Origin of the sequence: Micromonospora sp. NPDC049203 (assembly GCF_043197215.1) — a bacterium.
Lineage (GTDB): Bacteria > Actinomycetota > Actinomycetes > Mycobacteriales > Micromonosporaceae > Micromonospora.
In genome coordinates, this window is the sequence record NZ_JBICSV010000004.1 from 432258 (window position 1) to 446815 (window position 14558).

Annotated in this window: 17 protein-coding genes; 8 read left to right on the forward strand and 9 right to left on the reverse strand. The window is 73.3% G+C overall.

The window, feature by feature from the left end; translation table 11 throughout:
• Positions 1 to 6: 6 nt before the first annotated feature.
• A complete protein-coding gene (locus ACGFIA_RS14465; protein WP_357381231.1) occupies positions 7 to 597 on the reverse strand; it encodes an ATP-dependent Clp protease proteolytic subunit in 591 nt (196 codons plus the stop codon).
• A gap of 125 nt (positions 598 to 722) precedes the next feature.
• Complete coding sequence (locus ACGFIA_RS14470) at positions 723 to 1364, reverse strand: helix-turn-helix transcriptional regulator (RefSeq protein ID WP_357381233.1); 642 nt, start codon at positions 1362 to 1364, stop codon at positions 723 to 725.
• 273 nt (positions 1365 to 1637) lie between these two features.
• Between ACGFIA_RS14470 and ACGFIA_RS14475 the strand changes: the two genes are divergently transcribed.
• Positions 1638 to 2651 carry a potassium channel family protein gene (locus tag ACGFIA_RS14475; protein WP_357381235.1) on the forward strand — a complete coding sequence of 338 codons (1014 nt, stop codon included), beginning with the start codon at positions 1638 to 1640 and terminating at the stop codon, positions 2649 to 2651.
• A 23-nt stretch (positions 2652 to 2674) separates the two neighbouring features.
• On the opposite strand, the gene ACGFIA_RS14480 is transcribed toward ACGFIA_RS14475, so the two are convergent.
• Complete coding sequence (locus tag ACGFIA_RS14480) at positions 2675 to 3157, reverse strand: MarR family winged helix-turn-helix transcriptional regulator (RefSeq protein ID WP_357381237.1); 483 nt, start codon at positions 3155 to 3157, stop codon at positions 2675 to 2677.
• Positions 3158 to 3240: 83 nt separating this feature from the next.
• Here ACGFIA_RS14480 and ACGFIA_RS14485 point away from each other — a divergent pair, with 83 nt between their 5' ends.
• Positions 3241 to 3888, forward strand: coding sequence for an NAD(P)H-dependent oxidoreductase (locus tag ACGFIA_RS14485; RefSeq protein ID WP_357471825.1), 648 nt, complete (start codon positions 3241 to 3243; stop codon positions 3886 to 3888).
• A 79-nt stretch (positions 3889 to 3967) separates the two neighbouring features.
• On the opposite strand, the gene ACGFIA_RS14490 is transcribed toward ACGFIA_RS14485, so the two are convergent.
• The 3 genes from ACGFIA_RS14490 to ACGFIA_RS14500 form a co-directional block, all read right to left on the reverse strand.
• Complete coding sequence (locus ACGFIA_RS14490; protein WP_357381241.1) at positions 3968 to 5002, reverse strand: 2-oxoacid:ferredoxin oxidoreductase subunit beta; 1035 nt, start codon at positions 5000 to 5002, stop codon at positions 3968 to 3970.
• Positions 4995 to 6842 (reverse strand): 2-oxoacid:acceptor oxidoreductase subunit alpha, encoded by a 1848-nt coding sequence (locus ACGFIA_RS14495; protein WP_357381243.1) that lies wholly within the window; start codon positions 6840 to 6842, stop codon positions 4995 to 4997. The genes ACGFIA_RS14490 and ACGFIA_RS14495 overlap by 8 nt, the downstream gene beginning before the upstream one ends.
• A 196-nt stretch (positions 6843 to 7038) precedes the next feature.
• Positions 7039 to 8451 carry a hypothetical protein gene (locus ACGFIA_RS14500; RefSeq protein ID WP_393260247.1) on the reverse strand — a complete coding sequence of 471 codons (1413 nt, stop codon included), beginning with the start codon at positions 8449 to 8451 and terminating at the stop codon, positions 7039 to 7041.
• A 124-nt stretch (positions 8452 to 8575) separates the two neighbouring features.
• Between ACGFIA_RS14500 and ACGFIA_RS14505 the strand changes: the two genes are divergently transcribed.
• On the forward strand, positions 8576 to 8953 hold the full coding sequence (locus ACGFIA_RS14505) for an NADH-quinone oxidoreductase subunit A (RefSeq protein ID WP_030501070.1): 378 nt from the start codon (positions 8576 to 8578) through the stop codon (positions 8951 to 8953).
• A gap of 28 nt (positions 8954 to 8981) precedes the next feature.
• Here the strand turns inward: ACGFIA_RS14505 and folP are convergent, their stop codons facing one another.
• The gene (gene folP, locus ACGFIA_RS14510; protein WP_357471831.1) at positions 8982 to 9851 is read right to left on the reverse strand and encodes a dihydropteroate synthase; all 870 of its coding nucleotides are present in this window, start codon (positions 9849 to 9851) and stop codon (positions 8982 to 8984) included.
• A 161-nt stretch (positions 9852 to 10012) separates the two neighbouring features.
• Between folP and ACGFIA_RS14515 the strand changes: the two genes are divergently transcribed.
• The 4 genes from ACGFIA_RS14515 to ACGFIA_RS14530 are packed head-to-tail and all read left to right on the forward strand — an operon-like array spanning position 10013 to position 12420.
• Positions 10013 to 10642, forward strand: a complete 630-nt coding sequence (locus ACGFIA_RS14515) for a DivIVA domain-containing protein (protein WP_357471833.1) — start codon at positions 10013 to 10015, stop codon at positions 10640 to 10642.
• The gene (locus ACGFIA_RS14520) at positions 10639 to 11139 is read left to right on the forward strand and encodes an SRPBCC family protein (RefSeq protein WP_355095947.1); all 501 of its coding nucleotides are present in this window, start codon (positions 10639 to 10641) and stop codon (positions 11137 to 11139) included. Before ACGFIA_RS14515 ends, ACGFIA_RS14520 begins: the two co-directional genes overlap by 4 nt.
• 36 nt (positions 11140 to 11175) lie before the next feature.
• Positions 11176 to 11760, forward strand: coding sequence for a DNA-3-methyladenine glycosylase I (locus ACGFIA_RS14525; protein ID WP_357381251.1), 585 nt, complete (start codon positions 11176 to 11178; stop codon positions 11758 to 11760).
• A gap of 36 nt (positions 11761 to 11796) precedes the next feature.
• Positions 11797 to 12420, forward strand: a complete 624-nt coding sequence (locus tag ACGFIA_RS14530) for a hypothetical protein (RefSeq protein ID WP_357471836.1) — start codon at positions 11797 to 11799, stop codon at positions 12418 to 12420.
• 22 nt (positions 12421 to 12442) lie between these two features.
• Here the strand turns inward: ACGFIA_RS14530 and ACGFIA_RS14535 are convergent, their stop codons facing one another.
• Together ACGFIA_RS14535 and ACGFIA_RS14540 are read right to left on the reverse strand one after the other, a co-directional pair.
• Complete coding sequence (locus ACGFIA_RS14535; protein ID WP_357381255.1) at positions 12443 to 13234, reverse strand: enoyl-CoA hydratase-related protein; 792 nt, start codon at positions 13232 to 13234, stop codon at positions 12443 to 12445.
• 3 nt (positions 13235 to 13237) lie between these two features.
• Positions 13238 to 14056: a PaaX family transcriptional regulator C-terminal domain-containing protein gene (locus tag ACGFIA_RS14540; protein ID WP_357471839.1), complete on the reverse strand. Its 819-nt coding sequence runs from the start codon at positions 14054 to 14056 to the stop codon at positions 13238 to 13240.
• 190 nt (positions 14057 to 14246) lie between these two features.
• On the opposite strand from ACGFIA_RS14540, the gene ACGFIA_RS14545 reads away from it, so the two are divergent.
• Complete coding sequence (locus ACGFIA_RS14545; protein WP_013283866.1) at positions 14247 to 14414, forward strand: DUF3117 domain-containing protein; 168 nt, start codon at positions 14247 to 14249, stop codon at positions 14412 to 14414.
• Positions 14415 to 14558 lie beyond the last annotated feature (144 nt).

A 14558-nucleotide genomic window follows, 5' to 3' on the forward strand; every position in this document is an offset into this window, starting at 1 on the left:
CCCGGCTCACCCGGCGAGCTGGTCGACGCGGGTGAGCACCTGGTCGACGAGGCCGTACTCGCGGGCCTGCTCGGCGGTAAACCAGCGGTCGCGGTCCCAGTCGCGCTGGATTTCCTCCAGCGTGCGCCCGCTGTGCTGGGCGATCAGCTCCTGCATGGTGCGCTTGACGTGCAGCATGTTCTCGGCCTGGATGGTGATGTCCGCGGCGGTGCCGCCCATTCCGCCGGACGGCTGGTGCATCATGATCCGCGAGTGCGGCAGCGCGAACCGCTTGCCGGCCGCCCCGGCGCAGAGCAGGAACTGCCCCATCGACCCGGCCATGCCGAGCGCCAGCGTCGCCACGTCGTTCTTGACGTACCGCATGGTGTCGTAGACGGCCATGCCGGCGCTGACCGAGCCGCCCGGCGAGTTGATGTAGAGGAAGATGTCGCGCTCCGCGTCCTCGGCCGCGAGGAGCAGGATCTGCGCGCAGATCTGGTTGGCCGACGCGTCGGTGACCTCGGTGCCGAGGAAGATGATCCGTTCCTTCAGCAGCCGCTCGAAGACCCGGTCACCGAACGCCGGCTGTCCCTCGTCGAGCATCCAGATGCCACCCATCGCCGCCCACCTCCGTGCCGCCGGTGGGCGGGGGACCGCCCGGGAACCGGCGGTCTCCAGCGTCCGCCGGACGCACCCGCGCGGCCCAGGCTTTCTGCCCCGGGCAGATTCGCCCTGGGCAGAAGCTACGCGGCGACCGGCCGCCGCCGGCCGGCGCGGGCCCGTCGCCGGGCCACCGCCGATGAGATACGCGGACGGGGGCGGACGGCCGGGGCGGAGGGAGCCGGCCAGATCCGGATGCCGCCGGAGAACCCGATCGGCGTGGCGGCGTCGAACGCCGGACCGAGCGGCGCCGGCCCGAGCCCGACGGGCCGCAGCGCGCCGCCCAGCAGCGGCGTGGCGGTGACCGGCCGGCGGGCGACGTGCGGCCGGAGCGAGACGGCGGGCCGGCGGGACACGGGCGGCCGGGGCGACACGACCGGGCGGCGCGTGACGGACAGCCGCGGCGGGCCGACCCGCAGCTGTGGCCCGGTGCGCGCGGCCGGCACCCGGTCGAACCGGGCCGCCGAGATCCCGGGGCCGACCGGCGTCGGCCGCTCCCGGCGCAGCTCGTCGCGGGCCTCTTCGAGCAGGTCGGCGAGGTGGATCCCGAGCGCGCGGCAGATCGCGGCCAGCACCTCGGAGGAGGCCTCCTTGCGCCCGCGTTCGACCTCGGACAGATAGGGCAGGGAGACGCCGGCGGCCTGGGCCACCTCGCGCAGCGTGCGGCCCTGGCGCAGGCGGATGCGCCGCAGCACCCCGCCGATCACGCGTCGCAGCAACGACATGCCGGCCTCCTCGCGGTCGCCGTCCGGACGTCCCCATCATGCCCCGTCCACGCCCCCGGCACCTGCCCGGTCAGCCCCCGTGTACCGACCGGGCAGGTGTGGATCAACGCGGGACGACCGGTCGGTCATCAGTCTCACCCGTGACGGCGCCGATGGATGTGACGAAATCCTTACCGCTCGCGGCGACGGACCGGCCCCTGCCCGACCAGCCGGCTCGGGGCGTACCCGCTATCTTGAGGGCGTGCAGGCGACGGTGGCGGAGCGGGACCGACGGTGATCCATTTTCCCGCGCAGCGGCGGGGGCCGCTGAGCGCGCTGAGTCTGCGCCTGCTCGCCGCCCTCGGCCTGGTCTTCGCCACGGTGTTCGTGGTGTGGCTCGACCGCGACGGCTACCGCGACGTCGACGAGAGCGGCCTGACCCTGCTCGACTGCTTCTACTACGTGGTGGTCTCGCTCTCCACCACCGGGTACGGCGACATCACCCCGGTCAGCCCGTCCGCCCGCCTGGCCAACGTCCTGTTCATCACCCCCGCCCGGGTGCTGTTCCTGATCATCCTGGTCGGCACCACCCTGGAAGTCCTGACCGAGCAGTACCGCACCGGGCGTCGCCTGTCGCGGTGGAGGAGAACCGTGAAGGACCACGTCATCATCTGCGGCTACGGCACCAAGGGCCGCAGCGCGGTCTCCGCCCTGCTGGAGAACGGCACGGACAAGTCCAAGATCGTGGTGGTCGAGCGGAGCGGGCCCGCACTGCGGCAGGCCACCTCCAACGGGCTGGTGACGATCGAGGGTTCGGCTACCCGGTCGTCGGTGCTGGAGCAGGCGCACGTGCGTACCGCGAAGTCGGTCATCATCGCGACCGACAGCGACGACGCGTCGGTGCTGGTGGCGCTCACGGTCCGGCAGCTCACCGCCGGCCAGGTCCGGATCATCGCGGCGGTACGCGAGGCGGAGAACGCGCCGCTGCTCAAGCAGAGCGGCGCCCACCACGTGATCGTCTCGTCGGCCACCGCGGGCCGGCTGCTCGGCCTGTCCACCTCGGCCCCGCCCCTGATCGACGTGGTGGAGGACCTGCTCACCCCGGGTCAGGGCATGGCGCTGGCCATGCGGTCGGCCGAGCGTGACGAGGTGGGCCGCTCACCCCGTGAGCTGGAGTCGCTCGTCATCGCGCTGGTCCGCCGGGGCAAGGTGGTCACGCTCAACGACCGTGCGGGCGCGGTGATCGAGACCGGCGACATGCTCGTCCACGTCCGGGACGACCGGCCGCAGGCCACCACCGCGCTCTGACCGCGCCCCGCTGAGCGCGACGTTCAGCAGGTGCCCGGGCCGCCCTCCGCGAGCACTTCGCCGCACGTCGACGACCGGCCCTGGGTGGCCCGTCGTAGCAGGTCGTAGAGCAGGTCCCGCTCGCCGGGAGCCAGCGCGCCGAGGACCTCCTCCTCGGCTCCGGCGAGCGCGCACTCGGCCTCGCGGAGCCGCCTGGTGCCCGCCTCGGTGAGGCGTACCTCGTGCCGTCGGCGGTCCTCCGGGGAGCGGCGGCGCTCGGCCAGGCCGTCCGCCTCCAGGTCGTTCAGCAGCCCGACCACGTTCGTGCTGTCGATCTGAAGCGTGCCGGCGAGCGCCTGCTGGCTGATGCCGCCGGAGTCGCGCAGCACTGTGAGCGCCACCAGGTGGCGTGGGCGCAGGCCCAGCGGGGTCAGCACCGACTCGGAGCGCAGCCGCATCCGCCGGGCCAGATGGTCGAGCAGGGGCCCGGAGCGGCGCTCGGACTCCTCGACCGGTGCGGCGGACATGTGACCCAGTTTACGCGCCCCGGGAAACATCGACCTGCTATAAATAGTTTGTTCTACACAAACGATCGATGGAGGAGAAAGAAATGGCTCACCTGCTGCACATCGACTCCAGCATCACGGGGGAGCGGTCGATCAGCCGACGGCTCACCGCCCGTGCCGCCGCCGCCTGGCGCGCCGCCCACCCGGACGGCACCGTCACCTACCGCGACCTGGGCCAGAACCCGCTGCCACACCTGGACACGGCGAGCGGTCTCGCGCGCATGGTGCCGCCGGATCAGCACACCCCCGAGCAGGCGGCGTCCTGGCGGCGGACCCAGGAGGTGGTGGCCGAGGTGAAGCAGGCCGACACGGTCCTGCTCGGGCTGCCGCTCTACAACTACGGGCCGCCCAGCAGCGTGAAGTCCTGGGTCGACCACCTGATCGCCCCCGGCATCGCGTACGACCCGGTGACGAACGCCGGGCTGCTCGGCGACCGCCAGTTCGTCGTCCTGGTCAGCCGCGGCGGCGGGTACGGCGCGGGCACCCCGCGGGAGGGCTGGGACCACGCCGAGCCGTGGCTGCCGCACGGCCTCTCCCTGACCGGGCTGGAGCCGCGGTTCATCTGCGCCGAGCTGACCCTGGCCCCGGTCAACCCGGCGATGGCCGAGCTGATCCCGCTGTTCGAGCAGAGCCTCGCCGCTGCCGAGCGGGCCGTCGACGAGCTGTGGGTGCCCGCCTCGGCGGCCGCCTGACCAGGCTGCGCCACACGCGAAGGGCGGGCCGTTCCGCGGGGGAACGGCCCGCCCTCTCGCGTGACGGGTCAGCGGCGGATCAGAGGATCGTCCAGGTGTCGCCGCTGCCGAGCAGGGCGGCGAGCTGCTGCTCCGGGGTCTGGTCGACGCTAGCCCTGGCGGCCGCGACCTGCTCCTGCACGGTGCTGTCGTAGGAGGGGCGGCCCACCGAGCGGAACACTCCGATCGGGGTGTTGCTCAGGTCCAGGCCGGGCAGCCGGGACAGCGCGAACGCGTACGCCGGGTCGGCCACCGTGGCATCGTGCACGACGATCTCCTCGGCCGGGGTGTTCGCGGTCTCCCGCACCTCCAGCCCGAAGCCACCCGGCGGGTGCACCACGCAGAACTGCCCGTCCTTGCCGAACGTGATCGGCTGCCCGTGCTCCAGCCGGATCAGGAAGTCGTCCCGGGTGGCCGGCTCCTTCAGTGGGTCGAACGCGCCGTCGTTGAAGATGTTGCAGTTCTGGTAGATCTCCACGAACGCCGAACCCTCGTGCTGGGCGGCGGCCCGCAGCACCGACTGGAGGTGCTTGCGGTCCGAGTCGATCGTCCGGGCCACGAACGTGGCCTCCGCGCCGAGTGCCAGCGACAGCGGGTTGAACGGGGCGTCCGCCGACCCGACCGGCGTCGACTTGGTGATCTTGCCGACCTCGGAGGTCGGCGAGTACTGGCCCTTCGTGAGCCCGTAGATCCGGTTGTTGAACAGCAGGATCTTCAGGTTCACGTTGCGGCGCAGCGCGTGGATCAGGTGGTTGCCGCCGATGGAGAGCGCGTCGCCGTCACCGGTGACCACCCAGACCGACAGGTCCGGCCGGGACACCGACAGGCCGGTGGCGATCGCCGGGGCGCGGCCGTGGATCGAGTGCATGCCGTACGTGTTCATGTAGTACGGGAAACGCGACGAGCAGCCGATGCCCGAGACGAAGACGATGTTCTCCCGGGGGATGTTCAGCTCCGGCATGAAGCCCTGCACGGCGGCCAGGATGGCGTAGTCGCCGCAACCGGGGCACCAGCGCACCTCCTGGTCGGACTTGAAGTCCTTGGCGGTGAGCTTCAGGGCGACGGGCTCAGACATTCTTCAGGACCTCTTCCAGCATCGTCTCCAGCTCGGCGGCGGTGAACGGCAGGCCGCGGACCTGGTTGTAGCCGATCGCGTCGACCAGGTACTTCGCCCGGATCACGTGGGCGAGCTGGCCGAGGTTCATCTCCGGCACGACCACCCTGTCGTAGCGGCTCAGCACCTCGCCGAGGTTCGCCGGCATCGGGGCCAGGTGCCGCAGGTGGGCCTGGGCCACCGAGAGCCCGCGCTGGCGCAGGCCACGGCAGGCGGCGCCGATCGGGCCGTACGTCGAGCCCCAGCCCAGCACCAGCACCCGGGCGTCGCCGTCCGGGTCCTCCACCTCGACGTCCGGCACCGGGATGGTCTCGATGCGGGCCGCCCGGGTCCGCACCATGAAGTCGTGGTTGGCCGGGTCGTACGAGATGTCGCCGGTCTTGTCGGCCTTCTCCAGGCCGCCGATCCGGTGCTCCAGGCCGGCCGTGCCGGGCACCGCCCACGGGCGGGCCAGCGTCTGCGGATCCCGCAGGTACGGCAGGAAGGTCGTGCCGTCCTCGCCGTTGGGCTCGGTGGCGAACTCGACCCGCAGGTCGGGCAGCGACTCCACGTCCGGCAGCAGCCACGGCTCGGAGCCGTTCGCGACGTAGTTGTCGGAGAGCAGGATCACCGGGGTGCGGTAGGTCAGCGCGATCCGGGCCGCCTCCAGCGCCGCGTGGAAGCAGTCCGACGGGGACTTCGGCGCGATCACCGCGACCGGCGCCTCGCCGTGCCGGCCGTACAGGGCCATGTTCAGGTCGGCCTGCTCGGTCTTGGTGGGCATGCCGGTGGACGGCCCGGCCCGCTGCACGTCGACGATGACCAGGGGCAGCTCCAGGGCCACCGCCAGGGAGATCGTCTCGCTCTTGAGCGCCACGCCCGGACCGCTCGTGGTGGTCACGCCGAGCGAGCCGCCGTACGACGCGCCGAGCGCCGCCCCGACCGCGGCGATCTCGTCCTCGGCCTGCATGGTGACCACGCCGAACCTCTTGTGCTTGCTCAGCTCGTGCAGGATGTCCGAGGCCGGCGTGATCGGGTACGCGCCGAGGAACACCGGCAGCCCGGAGCGCACCCCGGCGGCCACCAGACCCAGCGACAGCGCCGCGTTGCCGGTGATGTTCCGGTAGGTGCCCGGCAGCATCCTGGCGGGCTTGACCTCGTACCGGACGGAGAAGTCCTCGGTCGTCTCGCCGAAGTTCCAGCCGGCCCGGAACGCGGCCACGTTCGCCGCCACCAGCTCGGGGCGGGCCGCGAACTTGCGCTCCAGGAACCGCAGGGTCGACTCGTACGGGCGGGAGTACATCCAGCTCAGCAGCCCGAGCGCGAACATGTTCTTTGCCCGCTCGGCGTCCTTCTTGGACACGTCGTGCTCGGCCAGCGCGCCCACGGTCATCGAGGTGAGCGCCACCGGGTGCACCGCGTATCCGGCGAGCGAGTCGTCGTCGAGCGGACTCGTCGCGTAGCCGACCTTGGCCAGGTTGCGCCGGGTGAACTCGTCGGTGTTGACGATGATGTCCGCCCCGCGCGGCAGGTCCGCCAGGTTGGCCTTCAGCGCCGCCGGGTTCATCGCCACCAGCACGTTCGGCGCGTCACCCGGGGTCAGGATGTCGTAGTCGGCGAAGTGCACCTGGAAGCTCGACACGCCGGGCAGGGTGCCGGCGGGAGCGCGGATCTCGGCGGGGAAGTTCGGCAACGTGGAGATGTCGTTGCCCAACTGCGCCGTCTCCGAGGTGAACCGGTCGCCGGTGAGCTGCATGCCGTCGCCGGAGTCACCGGCGAACCGGATGACCACCCGGTCCAGTTGACGGATCTGCTTGGTCACACCCGCACCTCGCTTAACTGAGCGCCGTCACCCTCGCCGGTCCGGCCCGCTCCGATTCTCACGTCAGAGCCTACGTCGCCACGTTAGGGCCACCTTGGTCGAGGTCCGACGTATGGGACTGGATCGGGCTGCTGTATGCCCTGCTTTGCAGCGTTTAGTACCTGGGCCCGTAACCCAGATCACCACATATCCATGATCACCTGTCGGCGACCGGCCGCTCCGGCGCGGTGATGTCGCTGCGGCGGCGCAGCGAGCGGGTCGCCAGAGCCAGCGCGAGCACGACGAGGAGACCGGACACGGCGATCAACGCGATGGCGGCCCCCCGGACCGAGGTGCCGTCACCGTCGCGTTCGCCGGCGGCGACGAGCACGCCCTGCGAACCGGTCGGGGCCGGCGCGGCGACCGGCGGCGTGGCGTCCGCCGCGGCGGCGCTGATCCGGAAGCTCATCTGCACCTGCCGGTCCCGCCCGCTGCGCGGGTCCAGCCGGCCGATCACCGCGCCGGACAGCGGTGCCAGCCGCTGGGCCTCCGCCGAGGCGGCGAGCGTCAGCCGTACGCCGCCGGTCCGCCCCGCCGCCAGCACGCCCAGATCGCAGCGGGTCCGGTCGGCCGAGACCGGGGCACAGCCGGGCTCGCTGCCGGCGACTGTCACCCCGGCGGGCAGGAGAACGTCGATCCGGCCGGCCGCGTCGACCCGGCCGGTGTTACCGAGCCGGACGGTGAGCGTCGCGGGAGCGCCGCTGATGTCGAACAGCACCTCGTCGGCGCGGAGCGAGATGCCGGGTACCGGCGGCCCGGGCGGGAACAGCACGGCGAAGCCCTCGTCGTCGTACGCCGCGCCGCTGACCCCGGGTGCGACGGCGGTGACCTGGACCGACCCGGCCAGCGGCATGGTCCGCCAGGCGTCGCCGTCGACCCGGACCCGGATGGTGGCGCTGAACCGGGCGCCCGGCTCCGCGTCCCACCCGGCGCAGCGGTGGTTGCCGCCACCGGCCGGCTCGCAACCGGGGGTGCCCGCGTCGGACAGCCCGGGCGGCAGCGTGTAGCCCAGGCTGATCCGCTCCGCCCGCCCACCGGTGTTCGTCACCGTCACCCGTAGCGCGGCCACCGTGGCGTCGGCGTTCCAGTAGGCCGGCGGCAGCACCACGTCGCCGGTGTTCACGCGTACCCCCAGAGGGCCGCCGGCCGGCTGCGCCGGCGGGGGCGGTGGTGGCTTGACCGGCGGCACGACGGGCGGCGGCGCGGGCGCCGTGGTGGCCGGCGCGGCGGTGGTCGGCGCCGGATCGGCGGGCGCGCTGGCCGGCGGCGCGGCCGGCGAGGTGGGGGCCGGCGCCGGGGGCGTGGTCGGTGGCGGCGGCGCCTCGGTCGGCGGCGGGGCCGTCGCCGTGGGCGCCGGGTCGCCGCTGGGCGCCGGACCGGACGGCTCGCCGCCGGGGTCGCCGCCCGGCTCCACCGGCTCGATCGCCCGGAGCACGGCCGCCGGGCCCGGGTGCGCGACCGCCCCGGCGGGCACCACCGCCACCATCGCCGCGACGAGCACGGGCGCCAGCACCGCGAGGGTACGGCGGAACGCGGCCCGCCGATCGGGCGCAACGCTGGGGCGGGGCATCTGTCCTCCGGACGATCAACGGGATCCCATTATTCGGTGATACTTGCCATCAGGCACTAGTCCTGCCAGGAAACAAATTCGTAACGTGTCCGGGACATCTGGACGAGACCGGTACGCTCCGGTCGTGACCGGATACCTCGGCTCGTACGCCACGCTCGGTCTGCTGCTGCTCGCCGCCGTGCTCTTCTTCGTGACGGCGTTCTCGGCGAACCGGGTGTTACGTCCGAGCCGGCCGGCCGAGCCGTGGGGCAAGCGGGCCACGTACGAGTGCGGCATCGACCCGGTCGGCGGCGACTGGGCGCAGATGCAGATCAGGTACTACGTCTACGCGTATCTCTACGTGCTCTTCGCGGTCGAGGCGGTCTTCCTGTTCCCCTGGGCGCTGGTCTTCGACCGGCCCGGATTCGGCGCCACCACGGTCGTGGAGATGGGCGTCTTCGTGGCGATCGTCGCGCTCGGCATCCTCTACGCGTGGCGGCGCGGCGTCCTGCGCTGGACCTGACCAGCGGCCCGGCACCGGGCCCGGCCCGCTAGGCCAGCCCGCGCCGGGTCGCCGCCGGCGGCCGGTCGCCCCGGATCGACGCCACCATGTCCAGCACCCGGCGGGTCTCGCGGACCTGGTGGGCACGGAACACCCGGGCGCCGAGCCAGGCCGAGACCGCCGTGGCGGCGAGCGTCCCCTCCAGCCGCTCGGGCACCGGCAGGTCGAGCGTCTCGCCGATGAAGTCCTTGTTCGACAGCGCCACCAGCAGCGGCCAGCCCGTGTCGGTCAGCTCCGACAGCCGCCTGGTGATCTCCAGCGAGTGCCGGGTGTTCTTGCCGAAGTCGTGCGCCGGGTCGATCAGGATGCCGTCCCGGCGCACACCCAGCCCGACCGCGCGTTCGGCCAGGCCGGTCACCGTGCCGAGCACGTCGGCCACCACGTCGTCGAAGGCGGCCCGGTGCGGCCGGGTACGCGGGGCGAGCCCGCCCGCGTGCGAGCAGACCAGGCCGGCGCCGGTCGCCGCGGCGACCCGGGCCAGCGCCGGGTCCGCCCCCGACCAGGTGTCGTTCAGCAGGTCCGCGCCGGCCACTACCGCCTCCACCGCCACCTCGGCACGCCAGGTGTCGATGGAGACGACCACGTCCGGGAAGGCGGACCGGACCGCGGCGATGGTGTCCACCGTCCGCCGGATCTCCTCGGCCACGTCCACCTCGTCGCCCGGCCCGGCCTTCACCCCGCCGATGTCGATGATCTCGGCGCCCTCGTCCACCGCGCGTTCCACCGCGCGCAGCGCGCTGTCCTGGGCGAAGGTGGCGCCCCGGTCGAAGAACGAGTCGGGCGTGCGGTTGACGATAGCCATCACCACCAGCTCACCGGGGCCGAACGTCCGTCCGCCCAGCCGCAACGCCCCGGTCATGCCCGCCTCCTCGCCGCCGGACCGCACCGGCCGGTCCGACGCTATCCGGTCCCGCCCGCGTCGCCCGCGCCGCCCGTGCCGGTACCGCGCGGCGGACGCATTCGCGGAACGGACGCCTCAGAGGGCTCGCCCGATCCCGCCCCGCATGCCACGATCTGTGCATGGGTGAGGTTCTGCTCCTCTTGGTCGTCGCGCTGACAGTCGCGGCTGTGGTGTTCGGGGTGACGGTGCTGGTCTCCGGCAAGGATCCGGGCCTCACACCGGCCGAGCCGGACGGCCGGGCCGTGCCACTGCCCGGCAGCCGTCCGCTCGACGAGTCGGACGTGTCAGGCGTCCGCTTCGACACGGCGCTGCGCGGTTACCGGATGAGTCAGGTCGACGCGGCACTGCGCCGGGCGGCGTACGACATCGGCTACAAGACCGAGCTGATCGGCGTCCTGGAGGCGGAGAACGCGGCCCTGCGGGACGGGCGTACCGAGGACGCCGACGCGCTGCGCCGGGCGCGCGAGGAGGCCGCCGCGACCCGCCCCGAGACGGAGCCGGCGCCCGGCCCGTCCGCCCCCGAGCCGGTGGTGATCGACCTGTCCGGGCCGGAGCCGTCGAGCCGGATCGACGGCGACGGGCAGCCGGACCGGCCCGACGCCGGCGGGCAGCCGGGACGCGCGCCGGCCGAGGCGGGTGTGGCGGAGGCCCCGGCCGCCGCGGCCACCGAGGACACCGTCTCCCCGGCGGACGGGAGCGCCGACGGTGACCGGGAGCGCGGTTCGGTGGTCCGATCGGAGTCGGCGTGACCGGCGCCGGCCGGCCGGCTGACGACTTCACCGAGGCGTCCCGGCGCGGTGCCGCCGAGGTCACCGCCACGGTGATCGTCGAGGCGCCGGCGGAGCGGGTGTTCGCCGCGCTCACCGCGTGGGAGCGGCAGTCGGACTGGATCCCGCTGACCCGGGTCCGGGTGGTCGAGGGCGACGGCGGCGAGGGCAGCCTGGTCGAGGCGGTCACCGCGCTCGGTCCGGCCGTGCTCCGCGACGAGATGCGGGTGGTCCGGGTCGACGCGCCGTACGAGGTCGGTGTGGTGCACTGCGGCAGGCTGCTGCGCGGCCCCGGCGTGCTGCGCTGCACCCCGATGGACCGCGACCGCACACAGGTGATCTGGCACGAGTGGTTCCACCTGCCGGGCGGGCGGGCCGGCCGGGTCGCCTGGCCGGTGCTCTGGCCCGGCTCGAAGTTCAGCCTCACCCAGGCGCTGAAGAAGTTCGCCCGGCTGGTCGAGCAGGGCCGCCTGCCCTGAGCCGGGTTGTCGGTGGGCTGACCTACCGTGGACGCCGTGACTGACCTGGTGACCGGCGCGGACGGGCTGCCGCGCTGCGCATGGGGGGCGAGCACCCCCGACTACGCCGTCTACCACGACGAGGAGTGGGGCCGGCCGCTGCGCGGCGACGACGCGCTCTACGAGCGGCTGACGCTGGAGGCGTTCCAGTCCGGCCTGTCCTGGCTGACCATCCTGCGCAAACGGCAGGCGTTCCGGGACGCCTTCGCCGGCTTCCGGATCGACGCGGTGGCCCGCTTCGGTGAGGCCGACGTGACCCGGCTGCTGGCCGACGCCGGGATCGTCCGCAACCGAGCCAAGATCGAGGCGGCGATCGCCAACGCCCGGGCGGCGTCGGAGCTGCCCGAGGGCCTCTCCGCGCTGCTCTGGTCGTTCGCGCCCCCGCCCCGGGCGGCGCGACCCCGGTCCTTCGCCGAGGTGCCGGCCACCAGCCCGGAGTCCGTGGCGATGGCCAAGGCGCTCAAGAAGCAGGGTTTCCGGTTCGTCGGCCCCACCACCGCCTACGCGCTGATGCAGGCCACCGGCATGGTCGACGACCACCTGGCCGACTGCCACGTGAGCGGTGACCGGGCCGGGGTGTGACGGAGCGCGCCACCTCCGGCGTGATGGGATTGGGGCATGACCGACACCGAGCCGCGTACGAGCGGGACGACAGACGGTGCGACCACCACCGGCGCCTGGGCGGTGCTGCTGCCCGCCGAGCGCTTCGAGGCCGAACGGCTGGTGCACCACGACCTGCTGGAGCTGACCGGGCTGGCCGAGGCGGCCCGCCCCCGGCCCGGCGACCAGGTGGCGGTGCTCGTCGACGAGCCGCTGCGTCTGGTCGCGCTCGGCAAGGTCGCGCCCGCGGTGTCCGGGCCCCGGGAGGACCCGGACGATCCGCAGTCCGACCCGGTGGACGCGCCGCTCGTGGTCACGTACACCCGGCGGGTGCTCGACGAGCCGGTGCCGGTCGACGGCCCGGCGCCGGACGGCCCGGTCGTGGCGCTCGACCCGGCCCGCTGGCGGTCGCTGGCCGACCGGCTCGGCCCGCCGCCGGCCCGCAGCACCTGGCTGGTCAGCCTGGACCTGCCGATCGAGGCCGCGTCGCGCGCCGAGGCGGTGCGGATCTTCTGGTCCTACGTGCAGGAGCTGGGCCCTCGGGAGCTGCCGGCGTTCGTCTCGCCGTACGGCGACGAGCTGGCCATGCAGGCGTTCGTGCTGGGCGTCGAGGCCAACCAGGATCCGGAAGAGGACGACTGACAGCCGGGGCCGGCCGGCGCGGTCAGCGGCCCTGGAAGACCGGCTTCTGCTTCTCGACGAACGCCATCGTGGCGGCCCGGTGGTCGGCGGTGGCGCCGCAGATCGCCTGTGCCTGCGCCTCGGCCGCCAGCGCGTCGGCGAGCGTGCCCGCGTCGGCGATGGAGAGCTGGCGCTTGATCGCCCCGTATGCGACGGTCGGGCCGGCGGCGAGCCGTGCGGCCAGTTCCTGCGCGGCCGGGAGCACCTGCTCGTCGTCGTCCACCAGCCTGGTCAGCAGGCCCAGCCGGCACGCGTCGTCGGCGCCGACCGGCTCGGCGAGCATCAGCAGCTCGACGGCCTTGGCGTGGCCGACCAGCCGGGGCAGCGTCCAGGAGGCGCCGGTGTCGGCGGCGAGCCCCACCCCGGCGAACGCCATCAGGAACCGGGTCTTCGGACCGCCGATGCGGAAGTCGGCGAGGAACGCCAGCGAGGCGCCCGCCCCGGCGGCCATCCCGCGCACCGCGGCGACCACCGGCTTGGGCAGGTTGGCCAGCCGGGCGGCGATCGGGTTGTAGTGCGCCCGCACCGTGCCCAGCGGGTCCGCGTCCGCTGTCTCGAGCGTCCGCACGTGCTCGCGCAGGTCCTGCCCGGCGCTGAACGAGCCGCCCGCGCCGGCGAGCACCACCGCCCGGCAGGACCGGTCGGTCTCCAGCTCGGCCAGGGTGTCCCGGAGCGCCTCCTTGAGCGCCACGTCGAGCGAGTTCATCGCCGTCGGGCGGTTCAGCGTCAGGGTGACGACGGCGTCGGTGCGGTCGACGAGCAGCGGCTCGGTCACGTTCTAACGACCCTTCTGTCGGGCGAGGCGGTTGCTGGCGTCGAGGCACTGCTCGACGTACCGGTCGGCGGCCGGCCGGAGCCGGGCCGCGTGCCGGTCGAAGAACGCGGCCGCGCTGGTGCCCGGCCAGCGCTCGGGCAGCAGTGCCGGGGGCAGTTGCGGATCCCGGAACAGGAACGTACGCCACGCGTGCACGAGCCGGAACCGGGCCGCGTACGCGTCCTCGTCGTTGCTGCGCACCGTGATGCCGGAGAGCAGCGGCTTCTGCTCGGCGACGAAGCGTTCGTACGCCCGGCCGATCTCGGCCAGGTCCCAGGCGCGGCGGACCACGCCCATCGCACCTGGTGTGCCCGCCGCGTGCGCGGCGGTGAACCGCTCGAAGCGCACACCCGCCTCGTCGAGCAGCAGGTCGACGTCCTCCGCCGGGCGGGTGGCCACCCAGGTGCAGTCGTCGAGCGTGCCGTAGCCGAGGAAGGAGAGGTTCGCGGCGAGCCGCTGCCGGTCCCGTCGGGAGGAGGGCGCGGTGAGCACCAGGAGATCGAACCGTCCGTCCCAATTGTGCCGCCCGGTCCGGTAGATCCGGGACGCCGCCTCGTCGAGTCGACGAGCCGCCTTCGGGGTGATCGAATATCCCGGTCCGGACGCGAGCCGGAGCGGTTCCAGCCAGCCCTGGCGGACCATCCGGGAGACCGCGGTGCGTACCGCCGGTGGGGCGATCCCCAGCGGGGCGAGCAGCTTGACCAGGGCGGCGACCGGTGCGCGGCCACCCCGGGCCCGGAGGTGGTCGCCGTACAGGTCGAAGAGTGCCGACCGTGCCTGCATGACCGCACATTGTGACAGGCCTATCCAAGATAAGCTAGATGCTGTTACATCAATGCTGCCTCGGTTTGGGTCCGGCGGTGTTCATCAGGGAAAATCGTTTGTCGAGCCTTCCGTGATGGCTGCGGACGGCGATGGCGAAGTGGCTGTGGGGCAACTCACCGACCCTGGTGTAGGTCTGAGGGGAGACAACATGGCGGCGATGAAGCCGCGGACGGGCGACGGTCCGCTGGAAGTCACCAAGGAGGGCCGGGGCATCGTCATGCGAGTCCCGCTGGAGGGTGGTGGCCGGCTCGTCGTCGAGATGACTCCCGACGAGGCCACCGCGCTCGGTGACGCGCTGAAGGCGGCTGCGGGCTGATTCGAGGAGTGTCCCGCGCGGCATCCGCCGCGCGGGCGGTTCGTCCTACCCTGAGCCACCGGGCTGCCCGGTGGCTCAGGGTCTTTCCTCGACGGGTGCGTGGTGAAACGTGCCTGTTCACCCCTTCTCGGAGGTACGGTCCAG